Genomic DNA, 18,686 nt, shown 5'->3' on the forward strand with positions numbered 1-18,686 from the left:
CGACCGAGACCGTGCCGTTGTTGTTGAATGACTGGAAGTAACTGCTGTAGTGGGCAAACAGTGCTTGGCCCGTACCGCGTTTGGTGAATGTGCCGGCGTTGGTGAGGGTGTGATTTCCGTCATTCGATTGCCACTGCAGGCTTGAGCTGAACTCGGCGGTGAGCTGGCCGTTATTGGTCAGGGTCGTGCCGCCCCCGCCGTAGATGTTGCCACCTGTCCAGGTCATGGTGCCGTCGTTGGTCAGGTTGCGATAGAGATAGACGGAGTTGGTGATACTCAGGCTGGCCCCGGCGGCCACGACGATCGAGCCGGCCCCGGTCATCGTCCCGCCGCTCCAGGTCGAGGTACCCTTGAGCGTCAGCGTGCCGGTGCCACCCAGCGCGCCACTGGTGAATGCCAATCCGCCGGCCAGTTCCTTCTGGGCTTCATCCTCGAAATTGGCGGTGCCGCCGGCGATCGCCATCCGGCCGGTGCCACCCAGCGTGCCGGTGAACGTGGCGGTCCCGCTGTAGACGGTCAGCGGACTCGCGCCTTCGAGGGTGGTGTTCGCCAGGGCGTGCGTGCCACTGAGGTAGAGTGTTGTGCTCTCGGCCACATCGAAAGTGCCGCTGGCGCTGGTGCCGTTGCACTGCAGGTACAGGGTTCCCGCCTCGACCGAGACCGTGCCGTTGTTGTTGAATGACTGGAAGTAACTGCTGTAGTGGGCAAACAGTGCTTGGCCCGTACCGCGTTTGGTGAATGTGCCGGCGTTGGTGAGGGTGTGATTTCCGTCATTCGACTGCCACTGCAGGCTTGAGCTGAACTCGGCGGTGAGCTGGCCGTTATTGGTCAGGGTCGTGCCGCCCCCGCCGTAGATGTTGCCACCTGTCCAGGTCATGGTGCCGTCGTTGGTCAGGTCGCGATAGAGGTAGACCGAGTTGGTGATACTCAGGCTGGCCCCGGCGGCCACGACGGTCGAACCGGCCCCGGTCATCGTCCCGCCGCTCCAGGTCGAGGTGCCTTTGAGCGTCAGCGTGCCGGTGCCGCTCGAAGTCCCGCCGCTGAAGGCACACCCGCTGTTCATGGTGGAGACTTCGTCGATGCTCAGTGTTCCGCCGCTGAGAACGAACGCCTCCGAGCAGGTGAGGCTGCGAATGCTGGTACTGCCGGATGAGAACGTGACGGACGCGGTACCGGCCACGTCTGGGATGAGGACATCGTCTCCCGCGCCCGGCACGCGGTTGAGATCCCAGTTGCCGGCCGTATGCCAGGACCCCGTTGCCCCCGAGCCGGTCCAGGTGATTGTGCCAGCCGAGGCGCCGGCGGTGATCAGACCCACGAGCAGAACGATACTGCGGAGGCATCGTTGAGGCTTCATCTCGCCTATCTCCTGGGTGCACAGGCCGCTCGCCTAGTCCGGCCGGAAGTGGGGAGCTACCTCACCTGACAGGCCGGCAGGGCCGTGCGGAGGCCTTGTGCAGCCGTCTATGCAGGATGCGAAGCAAGGGCGACGGGGGTGCATGATTCGACGGTCCCGTTCAGCCCGTGTGCCCTGGCAGATGAGCCCCGGCGACGTCGTGTGTAGATTGACTAGTATAAGTATATACGCCGATTACTGGACCCATGATAGGTGAGTATAACACGAGACCTACAGATGTCAAGTGTAGGTTATCTAAGTCGACTTAATCCGGCGGGTGCTGGGCGGTGTCGGTTTCCCATGCGCGCTCGAATCGGCGTCGAACCATGCCGCGGCTGCTGACAAAACCGTAGCAGGAGTACGTGGCTGTGGACTCGAGGAGACCATCTTCGCCGGGTCTCCCCGGCCGCGACGATGCACAGACGGGTGATGAGACTCACACTGTCGTCGTGGGGCTATCCTTCGATCACTGCGCTGGTATGTTGGCGCAGTCGATCGGCTGGCCGTTCTCGTAGCAGAACCGCTCAATGGTGCTGGTGGTGCTGAAACCCCCGAGACCACCGGTCAGCAGGTTGGCCAGAAACGTGCCCACAAACGTGGATGTGCCCCAGGCTAGGAACTTCTCGCCCTTGCAGCCGGTGCCCATCAGGCTGACCGTCACCAGAACCAGCAACAACCGAGCAAGCCGTCGTTTCCTAACTACACGCATTGGATACTCCTCTCGCTGAGCCCTTGCGGTGCGTCGACCATGACGTACCCATTGCATCGCGCCGTGAATCAGGGCCGCTACCCGGCGGCCAATCGACCAGAAGCCGCATCCAGATCCGGCAATTCCGCCCTCCGGAAGGACGGACCGCCCGTCCGCGCCTGACGGTGAGCCACGCCACGCTCTACGGGGACTCCTCGGAAGAGACCCCGGGGGGCCGCGGTCAGTCCCTGACCTTCACTCCCTACCCCACGATCGCGTTCCGAACTTCAACGCCAGCAGGGCCAACAACATACATGGAAGGGGGGCCGCGCCCAGCATCCCGCAGGCATTGAATTGGGTCAGCACCGTGGTAATCCTCCGCTCTTCCTGCCTGTTTGTGGGATCGGGCCGGCCGGTGTCCCCATCGCAAGCATCCCCCATACCATCGCTATCCGTGTCGAGTTGCTCAGGATTGGGCGCCTGCGGGCAGTTGTCCAGGCAGTCCGCGACGCCATCGCTGTCCGAGTCGGTGTCCGCCACTCCGCAGCCGCAGGTGCCGAGCACGCTCTTGGTCGGATCGGCCGGGCAGGCGTCCGCGCAATCCGCCACGCCGTCGCTATCGGTGTCGGTATCCGCCACGCCACAACCACAGGTGCCGGGTGTGATCTTGGCCGGATCCGCCGGGCAGGCGTCCGTGCAGTCCGCCATGCCGTCGCTATCGGTGTCGGTGTCCGCTACGCCGCAACCACAGGCTCCGAGCACGCTCTTGTTCGGATCCTCCGGGCAGGCGTCCGTGCAATCCGGAACGTCGTCCCCGTCGGAATCGGCATCGGGCATCCCACAGCCGCAGACTCCCGGAGCCGTCTTGTTGGGGTCGGTTGGGCAAGTGTCAAGGCAGTCCGCGGCCCCGTCGTGATCCGAGTCCGTGTCGGGCACGCCGCATCCGCATTGTCCGGCCAAGGTCTTGCCCGGATCATTCGGACAACCATCGAGGCAGTCGAGCACTCCGTCGCCGTCGGAGTCGATGTCGGGCACACCGCATCCGCACACCCCCGGGTTGGTTTTGGTCGGATCAGCCGGGCATTGGTCGACGGGACCGGCGATCGCGACCAGGACTCCGTCCACCGCGATCACCGTCACCTGGCCGTCAGATGCTCCGGTGCCGAGCAGGTCAAACTGCAATCGGACCCGGGTGCCGACCGGAACGGTCGAAAGGTCCGCCGTGACTGTGAACCAGCCGTCCCGGGTCGTCGAGGGGGTCCGGGTGACGATCAGGGGGTCAAAATCAATGTTCCCGGGCGAGTCGTTGTAGAAGTAGTCATTGACCCCCGCGGTACTGATCAGCGGCGCGAGCGTGTCGGGATTCAGGAGCCGGGCGGTGAACGCGTCCGGCAGGGCACCGCCGCTCACGAAATCGCCGGCAGCGACCAGGGTGTACTCAAAGATGAGGGCGTTGCCTTCCGGGAGGATGAAGTCCTGATAGAGCGTGCTGGTAGCCGGCGCGCCGGCCATCCCGGCTTCCTGGAGCATCGCGAAGCCCCCGTGCTCATCGGCCAGGGTACTGACTACGCCCCCGGCGTTGATCTGCCAGCCGGTCAGGCCGCTCTCGAAATCAGGGTTGATCGCCTGGGCGCCGGCCCCTCGAGCGAGGGCCAGGCCGATCACCACCGCCACGACGAAAGCCCAGCCTCTTCCCCACGGCGATTGACTGAGGACGTTCATGATATGACTCTTTCCTTCAGAGCTGAAAACCTTGCCTGACTGCCACGATCGGAGGACGATTCCATCTTACCTGGAATCACCTTTCAATTCCCTCCACCGGCCGGAGCTTTTCGCAGAACCAGCCGGACCGGCGTGCCCTTGGCCGGCAGATCGGCCTTGCTGACCTCCAGCCCCGAGGCGTCGCCTCGGTAGGGGTTTCCGACATCCTGGGTCAGGTTCAGCAGGCAGGTGGGGTCGTACCATAGGGCGATCAGGGACTTCTCCGCATCGGCGGTGAAGTACTCTCGCTTGGTCGTCTCGTCCTTGGCGAAGAACGAACCGGTGAAGGCCCAGACCATCCGGCCGGGGGGCTTGCCGGTCCGCCGGTCGGTCAGGAGGCTCTCGATCGGCTGCTGCTTCCAGGTCCCGTCGGCCTGGCGGACCTCCACGCCGATGGTCACCCGGGTGGCTTGGCCGGTACGTGACGCCCAGTAGTCTTTGCCGGGAGCGGTTACTTGAGGTGCTCCGGCCGGGCGGGCGTTGGCCGCCGGGTCGGAAGTGGGGTTTCGCCCGGCCGCGAAGTCGCCACGGGCGTCCGAGTTGACTTCTCCAACGTCGTATCCGGCGATGAGCATGGCCGACTGGAGATGCGACGGCTGGCAGGCCAGGCTGAACAGGCTCTCGTACTCTTTCCCGCCAGTGGCCACGGCCAGGTACTCGAGAATGCCTTGCTCAATGCACACCTGGCCGTCGATCTGCAGCTCTGCCGAAGACGGATTCACGACAATGCCTGGCAGGCGAACGGTTTGGCCAGCCGCTGGCCCACCGGCGGGGGCCCCTGGTTTCGAACAGCTCGTCAGCAGCACAGCCAGCGATGCGAGGGCCAGTCCGCCGATATGCCATGCCCAGGGAGGCCGCCTCCCGGTGTTGTTCGTCCTGATCGTGCTCATACTCGCTTCTCCTTGCTGCTTCATGGTCCTCTGAGTAGTATACCGCACATTCTCGCACGTGTGCTCAGCTCGACTCTTGCCCTTTCTCGGCCGCTACGCCGCGGGGCGACGTTCCGCTATTGTACCCGCGTCTCGACCTACGGCGCGTTTCGTCAAATGACAGGATCGCAGCAGGTGCCAATCCGACCGGGTCATACGGAGTCAATCCTCGTGACCGGCTGAGTGCGTGGCGGGTAACGGGCGTCTGGGTGCTCACAGGGGCGTGGTGGAGCGTCTGAGCACAGCGGGTCGAGCATCGTGATCTCAGACCCGGTCCGCTGGGGACTCGTCCCCGCCAGCTGCACGTCCATCATCAGAACCCGGTGACCTCCCGACGGTCGCGGAGGGTGGTCTATCCGTCGCATCGCGGATCAGCGAGGACGGTTGGGCTGCTGACGCAGCGGATGAAAGCCGCCAAATCGGCTGCGTCGACGGTTCCCGTGAAGTCGGCATCGAAGCACGAGCAAGCTCCTTCGACGGGGTTCGCCTTGTCGGTGTAACACCTCTGAAAGGCGCCGAAGTCGTCCTGATCCACGTCTCCATCCGCGTCGGCGTCGGCTGGGGGATTGCTGCAGGGTGGCAAGGGCCTCTGGCCGAGTTCGAAACGGACGAATGTCCACCGGGAGTCGGAGCCCCCGATTCCGCCGGAGTCGTTGTCGCCCCACACCACCCGGGCCAGGGCCCGGTCCAGCGCTTCCGTGCGGCTCTGCATGCCCACCATCCGTCCGTCCATGTAGTAGAGTACCGCCCCTCGAGCCTGGTCGGCGGCCGGCTCATAGATCATCTGGTAGGTGTGATACTCCGCTGCCGGATCGAAGGCGGCGAGGTGCTGGAACGGCTCCAGCGCAAGTCCGTTCGTCCAGAGCCCTGGGTCCAGCAGTCCACCGGGAGTCACCAGGCTGATCGACCAGGCATCGCGGTCGTCGTTGACTTCCAGGTAGCTCTGATAGAGGCCCGGTGCCGTGGCTGGACGCACCCGCGCGGTCAAGGTCCAGCCGCGCGGGTCCGACCAGTGCACCGGGCTCAGCCGGTATTGGTAGTTGGCCCGCCAACCCTGGGCAACGGCTATTCGCCAGTGGGGTTGGCCGTCATCGCCAGGTTCCATGGTGGCGTCGGGCGCGACGGCGTTTGTATCCAATGTCCACGGGGGTGTTTCGAGCAGAGGATCGCTCATTCCGCGATGGGTCAGCACGGTGGGGATTCGTGTCTGGACATTCAAGTCAAATCGGCCCCTGGAGTCGTCCGCGCTTGCCACTCGGATCAGGTATGATCGCCCCTTGGTGACTGGTACCAGCAGGCAGGTGTCGCTTTCTGGGCAGGGGCCTTCCGGACAGAGATGGCTGCAGCCGAGTTCCTGGCCGCCGCACTCGTCCAGCACCGAAAGTGTCGTGTTGATGTCGGTGCCGCAGGTATCGATTACGAGGTCGCCCGTGATTGGGGTGGTGTAGCGGTACCAGACGTCCGGAGGGTCGGACGATGCGTCACAGGAAGACTGGCCGTCGTTCGTGGCCCCGTGAGTCGTACCGAGGGTCACGCCCTCGCTGATGGCCGGGGCCTGGGAGCAGTGGTCATTACCGCCAATCGCCAGGACGAGGAGATTGTCGAAGAAGATGTGCGAGGAGGCCGCGTTCGTCTCGTTCGTCCATCGGTTCTTGAACAAGGCCAAGAAGTTGGAGGGGCTGCTCGATTGGCCTGCAACCGTTGTTGCGCAGATCGGCTGGCCGTTGACCTTCACATCGAGAGATTGCCCGACGAGAACAGCTTCGAGACGGAACGGCTCGCTGGTTTCCAGCACGCCATCGCCGTCGGCGTCGAACGGCTGGCCGTTGATGGATCGTGGCAGTCCGCCGGCTTCCTGGAAGACGTGCAACTCGTCGAGGTCTTGCAGGCCGGGAGTGAATGGATTGTCGGCGAATAGCGTGGCCAGACCTGAGCCGTTCGTCGTCATCTGGCCGACATACAGGCCGCCGCTCGGATGGAACTGAACGGTGATCTGGCCGGCTGAGTTGGGGTCCCCGATGGAGGCGTCCGACCGTGGTTTTCGGAGCATGAAGCCGCCGGTGTTTCTGCCGGCTGCCTGAACCGGGTTGTCTAGCGAGAATCGAACATCTGCGGAGATCGACAAGTTCCTCAGATCGACGTCCAGCACGGCCGCGCCTGGCCCCGACGCCGTCGCCGCGTTGCCCTCTGAGCCGAACACCCACAGCTGCGCGTCCTTGATCTGGGCAACGTTCGACAGCGAGCCGAGCGTGGTTCGCTCGATCCAGGGGATCTCGGGGGCCTCGGTCATTCCCAGGGAGTCGCTGTCCGGTCGTGTGAATGTGTCTTGGACGCCGAGGGTCGGAGTCTCCGGGAAGGCCACCTTGGCGAGGTAGATCGATGCTCTGCCTTCATGTGACGAGTAGTAGCTGACCCAAAGGGTGTCATTGTGCCAGACGAGGCCGGGGTAGCTCGTGTCACCACCGGAAGGCAGCGAGAGGCACTCAGTCAGCGTTCCGGTGGTCGGGTCAACCCAGCTCAGAGCCGTGCGGACGGCGCCGTCGTAGAGGCGCGTCGCGGCGATGAACCGCCCGTCGGGCAGGCGGAGCATCTCAGGTCCGCCGACGGAGAAGCCCAGTGGCAACCAGTTCCACTGGGCATACGGCGGGTAGGCCGTTCCCCACGCCCCCTCTCGGGCGAGAACACAGGCCTTGCCGTCCGGCATGAAGATGATACGTGACGTTTCGTTGGGTTCAACTGGAACACCCATGTCCGGCACCAGGGTATCGAAGTGAACGCCGTCTGTGCTCCGGTACAAGCGGATGAACGCTCCCGAGGTCCAGGAGTACCCGATGCCGTAGGCGACGTTCTGGTGCCATGTGATCCGCCAGAGCCAGATATTCGGCTCGCCGATCTCGACGCGGTTTGTCCAAGTCGAGCCATCGGTGGAGAAGAACGCGTAGTTACGATGGGTGATGCCACTGACAGGTGGATCGGTACGAGAGGCGAGGTACAGCATCAGCCGATTGTCCGGAGTGACAGTCAGGTGTGGATCGCGGTAGTCTTCCGTAGGGTTGGCCAGCAGGGCAGCGGTGGTCCAGGTCTGCCCATCGGCTGAGCGCAGAATGCGGGCCGAAGCCGGAAGTGACACATGCCCATCTCCTTCGCGGAAGCAACAATAGAATGCGCCGTTGTGGAGCACCAGATCAGTGAACGCATTGTGCGGGGCCTGATCCCAGATCTTCTGCACACTGAGAAGCTGCTGGGCGGCGCCAGGCAGGGCCCACACCCAACACAGGATCCCGGCGAGGAAGGCATTGCCCGCCCACCTTCTCCTAAGGATCCGGCTCGAATACGACGCCGCGCTACCCCTGAGCTCGCCGGTCACGTCTTGTTCTCCTCGGCCCGACACGCGGGCGATGATCCTTTGCTCCATCCAGAACGAGACGGCGAACCCGCCCGATGATGAGCGGGCCCGCCGTCCTCGAACTCCTTCTCCTCCTGTCACATGAATACCGTCACATCACCATCCGCGCTCAGTCATCGCAACTCTTGTTCGCGGGTAACGATGGCCCGCTCCAGCAGTTGGTAAAGAATGCCAGGTCGGCGCCGTCGATGGTTCCGAGAGGTTCGGCCAGATCGAAGCAGGTGCATTCCTGCGGAATGGTTGCCGGCCCGCCGGTGAAGCAGAGCTGCCACTGGCCGAAGTCAACCATGTCGACATCACCGTCGCGGTCGGTGTCGGCAAACGGATCGGAGCAGAACGATGCCTGGCTGCCGAACTCGAACTGCACCATAGCCCACTTGCCATGTGACGGCCCGTTTCCGGAGGTGTTGTCGCCCCAGACGAGGCGCTGGTAGGTGGCATCGAACGCCTCGTCGCGGGTTTGGGTGTAGACCAGCGTGCCGTCGATGGTATAGGAGGCGGTCTGGGCGACCGGGTTGTAGATGATCTGATACAGGTGATAATCGGCGGTTGGGTCAATGTCGCTGATCTTGATCAGACCGAAGTCGGGTCCGGTCGCGTAAACGCCTTGCGGTACGGAGGACGTTCCGTCGATAAGATGGATGCACCAGGTGTCCTGGCCATCCTGGAGCATGATGTGTACCTGCCACTCGGTCAGGGCGGTCACCGCTTTGACGGTGGCGCTCAGCGTCCAGCCTTTGGGGTCCGCGAAGTCGGACGCCGTCAGGCCGGTGAACTGATAGTTGACGCGGTATCCTGCCAGCTGGGCGAGGAGCCAGTGGGGGGTGCCGTCGTCACCTGGTCCTTCCGCGAAATTGGGATTGTTGGAGTCGCGGGTCCATCCTTCGTCGAGCGGGTTGTTCTGGCCTTCGTGTTTGATGACCACCTTGTCGAAGGAGAGCTCAAGGTTGAAGCTGCCGGACGCGCCGTTCACACCCGCCACTCGAATCAGGTAGGTGCCGCCCTGCTGAACCGCCTGGGAGAGGATGGGAGTGCCGCAAGCGACTTGGTTGTCGAGGCTGCCGGGGCAGTTGGCGGGCTGGTGCAAGGACACAAGAGCGGCGAAATCGGCGTTGCTGACATCGATCTTGAGGCGGCCAGAGCGTGACGCGGTGTAGAGATACCAGACGTCGGGGCTGCCGGCGGTCGACAGGGTGCCACACAGGGCGTCGCCGTCGGCGGTGGCGAAGAGGCTCGATCCGGTGGTTGTGCCTTCTGTGATGGCGATTGCCGTGGCGCACTGATCGTTGGCCGGTGGAGCCTTACAGAGCACGTTCAGGGTGAAATCGCCTTGGGCGTAGTTGTTGCCTGAGACGCGGATCAGGTAAGTTGTGCCCTGGGTGGCGTCGATTTCGATCCGGGACTGCCGGTCGCACTCGTTGTCACCGCAGGCGAGTTCCGTCCCACCGCAGGAACCGTAGACCGAGACCACGGTGTCAAAGCCTGAACCGCAGGTATTGATCTCGAGGGGTGCGGTGCAGGAGGCGGTGTAGGTGTACCACACGTCGGGACTGCCGTCAGAACCTCCGCAAGTGGCTGTGCCGTCAGCACTTGCGCCGAGCGTTGTGCCTTGCGTCGAACCGTCGCCGACGGCGGCCGCACTGGCGCAGTTGTCGTTGGGCGGTGTCCCGCACGCCACGTGGAACCGGAACGGCCCTGCAGTACCGGCGTTGCCGGCCACGCGTATCAGGTAGGTCTGGCCCTGTGACACGGTCGTCAAGGCTCGCGATTGACTGCCGCAGCCGTTGTCGTCGCAGGCCAATTCGGTCCCGCCGCAGCCGCTGTAGACGGAGACGACGGTATCCAGGAGTGCGCCGCAGGTATCGAAGGCCAAAGTGCCCGTGCATGAGGCGGTGTAGGTGTACCACACGTCGGGGCTGCTGTTGGCGTCGCCGCAGCTGGCCGCCCCATCCGTGCTGGCCCCGGCGGTCACCCCGTACCACTCGCCCTCGCTGACGGGGGTTGCTTGGGCGCAGTTGTCGTAGGCGCAGGGTGGGCCGGCATGGATGTGCTGACCGATTTCGAACCGGACAAAGGCGTAGTGCGACTGACTTGGGCCGTACGTGCCGAACAGCTCGCCGCCTGTGGTGTCGTCACCCCACTGTACTTGATGGAGGGCGATATCGTAGACGTTGGCTCGCACGTCCGTGCCGATCTGGTTGCCGTCCACGTAGTACGAAACCGAGCCGATCCCTCCGTCGCCGGCCGGATCGTAGATGATCTGGTAGGTGTGATAGCCGTCTGCCGGATCCAGATCGTAGAGCAGGTCCTCAGGCTGGAACTGGGTCAGCCCGAGTGGAGATCGATAGACGCCTCGTTCGCCCACCGCGTCGCGGGCGATGATGTGCAGTCCCCACAGGTCTTTCCCGTCCATCACATAGAGCAAAGTGGTGAAGGCATCGGGCGAGCGAATCGCCCGCAGCGTGGCGGTCAGTGTCCAACCGGCCGGGTCATTGAAGTCCACTGGTGCGACTTGTCCTCCGGCCTCGTTGGCCCGGTACGCCAGGCGCGATCGGTCGTTCGCGTTGATCGCCCAGTAGTCCATGCCTTCATTTCCAGGTCCGCCGGAGTACCCGCCCGCGGCAGCCTCAGTCCAGCCTTCGTCCAGAATCGGGTGTTTCCTGCCGGAGTGCTCGAGAACCACGTTATCCCTGATGCTCAGGCGGAAATCTCCGGTGACCCCGTCGGCCCCGGCGACGCGAATCAGGTAGGTCTTTCCCGCCTGGACGGACAGGGCGAGGCAGGAAGGCGGACCTTGGCATGCGGTACCCTCGCATTCGTCGTTGCAGACTAGCTCAGCACCTCCACAGCCGTCGTAGACAGACAAGACGGTGTTCAGGGCAGAGCCGCACGTATCGATACGAAGGGTCGCGTCCATCGGGGGAGTGTACTTGTACCAGACGTCGGGGGCGGTGCTGGAGTTGCCGCAGGAGGCGGTGCCGTCATTTGTGGCTCCAAAGGTGCTCCCTTCGGTGATTCCCTCTCCGATTGCGAAGGCGTCGGCGCACTTGTCGTTGAGCGGAATGCCGCAGCGTGCCTGCAGGCGGAATACTCCCTTCGTCCCCCCGGCTCCTGCCACACGGACCAGGAACGTCTGTCCAACGCTGGCGGTGAGAGTGACGCAGGAAGCTGACCCGTCACAGGGCAGACCGGGGCACTGGTCGTTGCAGGCCGCCTCCGCCAGGGATCCACACGTACCGGTGTAGACCGCCAGGACGGTGTCCATCGGTGAACCGCAGGTGTCAAGCGTCAAATCTCCATCACAGGAAGCGGTGTAGGCGTACCACACATCCGGGCTGGTATTCGAGTCGCCGCATGAGGCGCTTCCGCCGGTGCTGGCTCCGAGAGTTGATCCGTAGGTGATTCCGTCGGCCAGGACCGCCGCTCCTCCGCACTCATCGTTGGGTGGAGCTGCCGGGCTGCGGCCGAGCGTCAACTCGCCGAAGGACCATCGCGAGTTGGAGGCGGGTCCGCCGGAGCTGTTGTCACCCACCACGATTCGCCTCGAACCGGCCGTGGCGTTGGGGGCGTCGTCGCGGGACTGCCAGGCCACCACCTTGCCGTCCAGGTAGTAGGATGCTGTACCGCTTGTCGGGTCATAGACGATCTGATAGGAGTGGAAGCCATCCCTGGGATCCAGGTCGCCTACGCGCACGGGCGAGAAGTCAGAGCGCATGATGTAGGCGCCGGCCGGGAGTGTACCGGTACCGTCCACGGCGTGGATCACCCAGATGTCCGAGCCGTCCTCGACCATCATATGGGCCTGCCAGATATCGCCTGATTCGACGACCTGGGCTCGCCAGGTTGCGGTCCAGCCGAGTGGGCTCTGCAGGTCAACAGCGCTCAGAGCCCGGGCGTAGTTCAAGAAGCGGCCCGCCACCACCTGCATGTACCAGTGATCTTCGCCTTCCGTTCCCTTGCCGACATCGTATACGGCGGCGTTGGTGCCGAGGGACCATCCCTCATCTATCGGGTTGTTCTGCCCGACATGGCGCACAACCAGGTCATCCTGCACCGCAAGGCGGAAGACACCTGTTTGACCATTTGCACCGGCGACACGGATGAGTAGTTGCTGATTGGCTTGGACAGGGAGCCTCATGCACGAAGCTGGGGCCGTGCAACTCGCGGCCTCCTCGCAGTCGTTGTTGCACGCAAGCTCGGTCCCCGAGCACCCGTCCAAAACTGAAAGGACCGTGTCAAGCAGCGATCCGCAGGTGTTGATCATCAGGGTGCCGGCAACGGGCGAGGTATAGGAATACCAGACGTCCGGGCTGCCGGCGGCGTTACCACAGGAGGATACTCCGTCGTTGGTCGCACCCACGGTCATGCCGTTGAAGATGCCTTCACCGATCGAGGTGGCATTGGCGCAGGGGTCGTTGACGATATCGACGAGGACCTGCAGGTCATCGAAATAGGCGTGGCTGGGAGCGCAGGATGCGCTGCCGGTAAAGCGGTTCTTCCACATCGCGAAGTAGTTGTGAGGACTGCTGGCTGTGCCCTGGACGCTGACTGAGGCGGTCTCCTCCTCGTTGATCAGCACGCGTAACGAAGTGCCGCGGAGGATTACCTTCATCTGGAAAGGCTCATTGCTCTCGAGTACCCCGTCGCCGTCGGCGTCAAACGGTCTGCCGTTGATCTCTGCGGGCAGAGCGCCGGCACCCATGAATTGATGCAACTGGCCAAGCGCCTGGTTTCCGGCCACCCAAGGGTTGTCGTAGAACGGCTGGTAGAAATCTGCAGCCGTGGGCAGTTTCTGGCTGATGTAGAGTCCACCAGCGGGCGTCATCTGGATGAGGATCTGGCCAGCCGATGTAGGGTTATTGATCGCGCAGTCGGAAGTGGGTTTGCGAAGGATGAAACCCGCACTGTTGTTGGCGCAGGCCTGTGTGGGGTTGTCGATGGCATAGCGGATTGTGGCTGCGATCTCGATATCGGGTGCGTCGATCTCCAGAATGGCCTGTCCTGGACCCGTTGCGGAAGCTCCGCTTCCTTCGGTGCCATACAAGAACAGCTCGTTACCCACAATCGAGGCTGCGTCGCCCAGAGCCCCCAGCGTGGCGCGTTCGACGTAGGAGATTCCCGGGGCCGGCGATTCGGTGGCTCCGATCGCCGTATCGTCTGCTCGCGTGAAGCTGTCGGTGATCTGCTGCCCGGGAGCCGCGGCGGCCCAAGCCCCAAGAACCGTGAAGGCCACCCACACTCCGTGACGTCCTGAGAATCTGCGCATCTTCTTTCTCCTTGTGTTGAGGAGCCGAGGCATCATCCGGCTCGCGTTTCGTCGGCGAACCAGGGTCTTTGCCCGACCAGGCGGTGCCCGGCAGACGCTCAAGCATGAGATGACCATCCGGTCGGGATGTGGGCCGGTGCGGTTTACGCGCGACGTCGCGGTCGCAGCGTCGTTGCCGCCAATCCCGCCAGAAGGGTCACGATGGACACCGGCTCGGGCACGATGTTCTTGCCGGTTTCGAGTTGCACAATCGAGTAGGAGGCGTTTCCCTCGCCTCCGGCACTGGTCGAGGCTCCCCACTGCAGTTCATTGAGGTTCAGTGCGGGGACGAGGCTGCTGGGCACGGTGCCGACCCAGGTGCCGTCAATGTAGTACTCCCCACTGTCAATCGCAGGGTTATAGTATATCTGATAGGTATGGAAGCCGTCCGTGGGGTCGACGGCGGCACTGATCAGAACCGGGCCAAAGGTGTCGGCCGCGGCGTTGTACAGACCCTTGGTGAGGGCCCCATCGCCCGCGGATACCTTGATTGCCCAGAGGTGCGTGTCGGTTCGGAACTCCGCGCCCACTCGAGGAAGGCCTTCGCTGTCCCAGTCGGCAGAGCCTACGGCTTTGACCCGAACGGTCCCCGTCCAGCCGGCCGGATCCCTCCAGTCCGTTTCCAAGGTCGCGAACCGATAGCGGTTGAGGCTCGAGGCGGGGCCGACAATCCTCCAGCTTGGCTCCGCCTCATCGCTGATGGAGCCGCCGGCATTGGGAGTGGTGAAGCCTTCGGTGAGGGGGTCGCTCGCGCCGAGATGCTGAGCAATGATACCAGCCTGCAATGCGCCAGCCAAGCCACCCAAGAGAGCCACAACCACGAGGCCACTGACGGATCGATGCAACATGGGGATGCTCCTTTCCTTGACTACGCGGCCACGCCCGACGCGACGATGTGGTGTCCGGGGACGCTGGGCCGACCACAAGCATGCGGCTTTCCAGAACAGGGCCTGCGTCGGACTACGAGACGGAGGTGCGCCCCAGGGCTTGCTCCAGGTGTGCTTGCCGAAAGGCCAACGATTGACTCCCCAAGCCCCACCGTTGCGCATGACCGCGACCAGCCGCCGCAGGTTCTGCACTTCTAGTAGAACATATCTTAAGTGCGGCGTTTGTCAAGCTTGATTCCGATGGGCGCCGGTCGCTCCGGCCGGTCGGGTGGCCAGGAGGTCCGGCAGAGCTCCAGCAACGGCTTGGTTCCCCGCCCCCGGAGCGGAATGGAGACCGCCCCCTCCCGTGTGCCCAGGAAGCGACCGGTACCAGGCCCCCGCCCGCCCGGCGGCTCGGCGGTGGCGTGGCCTTGACGATCGCCGTCGTGGAGACTAGAGTTCAGTGACAGTCGAAGCAGATCCACACCGCAGTCCATGGCCTCGGTCGACGGCTAGTGAGGAGGTGCTCTCATGGCATCGCCGCTTCACGTGCCATTCCGTCAGGGAAACAGGAGCGTCCCGGGAGTGTCTCGAGGCCCCCTCGGATTCACCCTGATTGAAGTTCTCGTGGTTGTGGCGATCATCGCCTTGTTGATCGCCATTCTCTTCCCGGCATTGCGAAAGGCGCGGCGGCAGGGCAGGGTCGTTGTGTGTTCGAGCAACATCGCCCAGCTCTGCCGGGGTATGATCGCGTACACGCACGAATCCAACGGGCACTATGCACCTCATCTGGCGAACTACCCGAACCAGGTTCAGTTCCAGCGAGATATGCGGCCATTCCCGGACTACCGAAGGTTGCTCTATGAGCGGTTTGCGAACAAGCAGGAGGATGCGTTGTGGTGTCCGCTGATTTCCACGGCGTACTACATGCAGCCAAGCAGGAGCCAGGCGAACCTCGGTGATCTCGAGGACGAGCGGAAGTGGTCCAAGGTGTTCTTCGTCGCTTTCACCTCCCCGAGCGGAGCAGGCTACGGCGGTTCGCCCAGTTACATGTCAGGCTACGCTGTCTTCGCGGGATTGACGACCAACCCCAAGCCGAAACCGGGCGAACCGGCGACCTACGCCGGTTTCTGGTCCTGGGACCAATCCGGCAACCGATATCGTGATCATGAACCTCGTCAGGCAGGTTACTCTCAGGACGCGATCATCGCGGACGTCAACGAAGCTTGGCCCAAGGAGGGCTATGGGACTCCCCTTCGGCCCCACAGAACGTATCACTCGGAGAACTGGGATGAGCTGATCGGGACTGCAGATGGAGTCAACCGCTTCGTTGACAGCAATGTCGGCTTTGGTGACGGCAGCGTGCAGACCCGAAGGAGATTGAGAAATCACGTTGGCCGGGACGGGATCGGCAGCAGCGCGACGGGATGTTATTCGTACTGAACTCGAAGGGGCGTTGAGAGCGAAACACGTTTCTCGGTCAGGAGGCGGGGTTCGTGCGGCCGGCAGGGTCGCTTCATTCCCCTGAGTAGAACTTCTCTACGGACCTGATTTCCAGGAGTCTCGAGATGCAGATGAGTCTGGGCCGAAGTGTCACGATCTGGCTGGCGGCGGCAGCGGCATCAGGTTCCTACTGCGCTGCGGAGGAGATGAGGATTGACCTGAGTCGTTCGGATGCCGCCGCATCGTGGATGTTCCTCAGAGACGGGGGACGGATCCAGAACGGCGAGATGGTCCTCGACGGCCGAGAGGACATCGCCCCTGCATTCCTGGAGCCTCATGCCTGGGGCGACGTGAAGCTGCAAGCTCGGTTCATGGTGGAACCGTCGGCACAGGGAGTGCTGGCCTGTGGCTTCATTGTCCGGGCTCAGGACGCTGAAACGTACTACTACGTCCACTATGACCGTCAGCAGGCGATCCTGGTTCGTTCCGACCCGAAGGTTTCCTGGAATGAGCTCAAGCGAACCGGCAATCTGGACAGGCCGGCAGGCCAATGGCACGAGGCGGCCATCGAGTGCGTCGGCGATAGCCTCAAGGTTCACCTCAACGGTCACCTGCTGTACGAAGCTCGCGACCCGCAGCTCAAGCACGGCCGTGTCGGCTTCTATGGTAGTCAAGGGATCGTTCACATCAAGGACATCGTGATCACCGGCCGGCCGATGAAGCCGGAGAACAAGCTGGCTCCTCCCCAGCAGCGATTTGCGTACGTTTGCCGTGATGCCGGTGCCGGAGCTTACGAGGCATTTCCTGATGTGTGTCGCCTGTGCGACGGGCGACTATTGTGCGTGTTCTACGCGGGGTATGGACATATTGCCCTTCCCAACGCCCAGCTCCCCAAGGGTGGCCGGATCGCTTTCTGCACCTCCAGCGACGAGGGACGGACCTGGAGCAAGGCCCAGACGCTGTACGATGGTCCGAACGACGATCGGGATCCTTCGATTACCCAACTGCAGGATGGGCGGCTCGTCTGCACGTTCTTCTCGCTGGAAGCCAAGCCCGGCGGGGGGTATCGCTGTCCCGGCAGCACGATGATCGTGTCCAGAGATCTGGGCCGAACCTGGTCGGAGCCCACCCTGATCGCCAAGGATTACTACTGCAGCTCTCCGGTCAGGGAATTGAGCGACGGCCGTCTGGTCCTGGGCCTTTACGCCGAGCGTCCCGATGGACAGTGGGGGGCGGTCACGTGTTCTTCTGACGGAGGGCAAAGCTGGAACCGTCCGGTCGACATCGCCAGTGCTGGTATGCCTCTGGCAGCGGAGACCGACGTCATCCGGTTGCGTGACGGCACGCTCTACGCTGCCCTCCGGGCCGAAAGCGGGAGCTGCGCCTGGTCGGCATCGGCCGACAACGGCCGATCCTGGAGCACCGCCCGGCCGATGGGTTTCCCAGGGCATTGCCCTTACCTCCACCGGGCGGCTGACGGGGCGATTTGTCTCGCCCAGCGGCTCCCCGAGACCTGTCTGCGGATCAGCCGAGATGAGTGTCGTACCTGGAGCGAGCCGATCGCGGTGGACGCTTTCATCGGAGCCTACCCGTCCATGGTCACGCTTCGCGATGGGAGCGTGCTCATCGTCTACTACGAGGAAGGGGATCAATCCAGTATTCGTGCCAAGCGATTTCGGCTGACGGGAAGCGGTGTCCAGTGGTTACCTCCCGCCGATGAGTCCCTGGCTCGTTGTGGGCTGAGGACGGAGAGTGTGAGTCGCATCTGGGACTTTGCACCCCACAATGCCTTCACTGATTTGGTGCGCCACGGGGACAAGCTGTTCTGCGTGTTCCGCGAGGCCACGGGACACGGTGTCAGCCCGACAGGGTCCATTCGGATCCTGTGTTCACGAGACGATGGATGCACGTGGCAGTCCGCGGCCCTGATCACGTCGCCCGGCCTGGATCTCCGGGACCCCAAGATTACTCTGACACCCGACCGCAGACTCATGGTCTATGCCGCGGGAGTGCAGGCCCAGGCCGTTGCCGGAGTAACCCACCGAAACTACGTCTGGTTCTCCCCCGACGGCAAGGACTTCGGCAAGGCGGCCGAGATCGGCGAACCCAACATCTGGCTTTGGCGGGTGACGTGGCACAAGGGAACGGCATACGGCGTCGGCTACTCAGTAACGAGCGATCGTCTGCTGCGACTGTACACCAGTACGGATGGGAACCGTTTCACCGTTCTGGTGCCAAACATGGGTCCTCAGGGCTATGCCAACGAGACTTCGACGATCATCTTTTCCCCCGACGGCACGGCACGTGTTCTCCTGAGGCGTGACCCGGAGGTGGGTATGATCGGCACTGCATCGCACCCCTATCGTGATTGGGTATGGCAGCCGCTGGATTGCCGCCTCGGCGGTCCCGAGATGCGGCAGTTGCCCGATGGGCGACTCCTGGCGGCGGTGCGCCTTTACGACAATCCGGTGCGTACGAGCCTCGCGTGGGTGGATCCGCAGAAACGCATCCTAGCCGAGGTCTTCTCCTTGCCGTCAGGTGGAGACACCAGCTACGCCGGAATCGCGGCAAGCGAGGATGATCGCCTGTGGCTCAGCTACTACTCATCGCACGAGGGCCGGACATGCATATACCTCGCGGTGCTCCGGTTGGACGGTAAGACAGAGCCGGCACGGTGATCAACAGCGACAGCTGAGGGTGCGTGCCTGTTCTCGACAAGCGCCCCTTGTATTGCCCACCGACAAGCATGGGGTAATCGCCCCAGATCTGCCGATATCGCACCGAAACGATGCGGGATGCATCTCTGCAAATACCGTTCTTGTCCGAGGTTGTGCGTTGCTTTTGCGGAAGCCTCCATTACACTACGACGTGTCACATATCCGTTGAATCTAC

9 protein-coding genes are annotated in these 18,686 nt (G+C 63.3%); 2 read left to right on the forward strand and 7 right to left on the reverse strand.

What is annotated here, in order from left to right:
• The 7 genes from KA354_02705 to KA354_02735 form a co-directional block, all read right to left on the reverse strand.
• Positions 1-1,357 (reverse strand): hypothetical protein (locus KA354_02705; GenBank protein MBP7933536.1); only part of this gene is annotated, 1,357 nt, incomplete at its 3' end.
• A 505-nt stretch (positions 1,358-1,862) separates the two neighbouring features.
• Entirely contained in the window at positions 1,863-2,105 is a 243-nt protein-coding gene (locus tag KA354_02710) for a hypothetical protein (GenBank protein ID MBP7933537.1), read from the reverse strand.
• A 234-nt stretch (positions 2,106-2,339) separates the two neighbouring features.
• Positions 2,340-3,806 (reverse strand): thrombospondin type 3 repeat-containing protein, encoded by a 1,467-nt coding sequence (locus KA354_02715; GenBank protein MBP7933538.1) that lies wholly within the window; start codon positions 3,804-3,806, stop codon positions 2,340-2,342.
• Positions 3,807-3,889: 83 nt separating this feature from the next.
• Entirely contained in the window at positions 3,890-4,735 is an 846-nt protein-coding gene (locus tag KA354_02720; protein MBP7933539.1) for a hypothetical protein, read from the reverse strand.
• Positions 4,736-5,126: 391 nt separating this feature from the next.
• On the reverse strand, positions 5,127-8,141 hold the full coding sequence (locus KA354_02725; protein ID MBP7933540.1) for an exo-alpha-sialidase: 3,015 nt from the start codon (positions 8,139-8,141) through the stop codon (positions 5,127-5,129).
• 148 nt (positions 8,142-8,289) lie between these two features.
• On the reverse strand, positions 8,290-13,446 hold the full coding sequence (locus tag KA354_02730; GenBank protein ID MBP7933541.1) for a hypothetical protein: 5,157 nt from the start codon (positions 13,444-13,446) through the stop codon (positions 8,290-8,292).
• A 143-nt stretch (positions 13,447-13,589) separates the two neighbouring features.
• Positions 13,590-14,333: a hypothetical protein gene (locus tag KA354_02735; protein ID MBP7933542.1), complete on the reverse strand. Its 744-nt coding sequence runs from the start codon at positions 14,331-14,333 to the stop codon at positions 13,590-13,592.
• 549 nt (positions 14,334-14,882) lie between these two features.
• On the opposite strand from KA354_02735, the gene KA354_02740 reads away from it, so the two are divergent.
• Positions 14,883-15,794, forward strand: a complete 912-nt coding sequence (locus tag KA354_02740; GenBank protein MBP7933543.1) for a prepilin-type N-terminal cleavage/methylation domain-containing protein — start codon at positions 14,883-14,885, stop codon at positions 15,792-15,794.
• 125 nt (positions 15,795-15,919) lie between these two features.
• The gene (locus KA354_02745; protein MBP7933544.1) at positions 15,920-18,472 is read left to right on the forward strand and encodes an exo-alpha-sialidase; all 2,553 of its coding nucleotides are present in this window, start codon (positions 15,920-15,922) and stop codon (positions 18,470-18,472) included.
• Positions 18,473-18,686: the final 214 nt, after the last annotated feature.

The organism is Phycisphaerae bacterium (assembly GCA_018003015.1).
Classification (GTDB): domain Bacteria; phylum Planctomycetota; class Phycisphaerae; order UBA1845; family PWPN01; genus JAGNEZ01.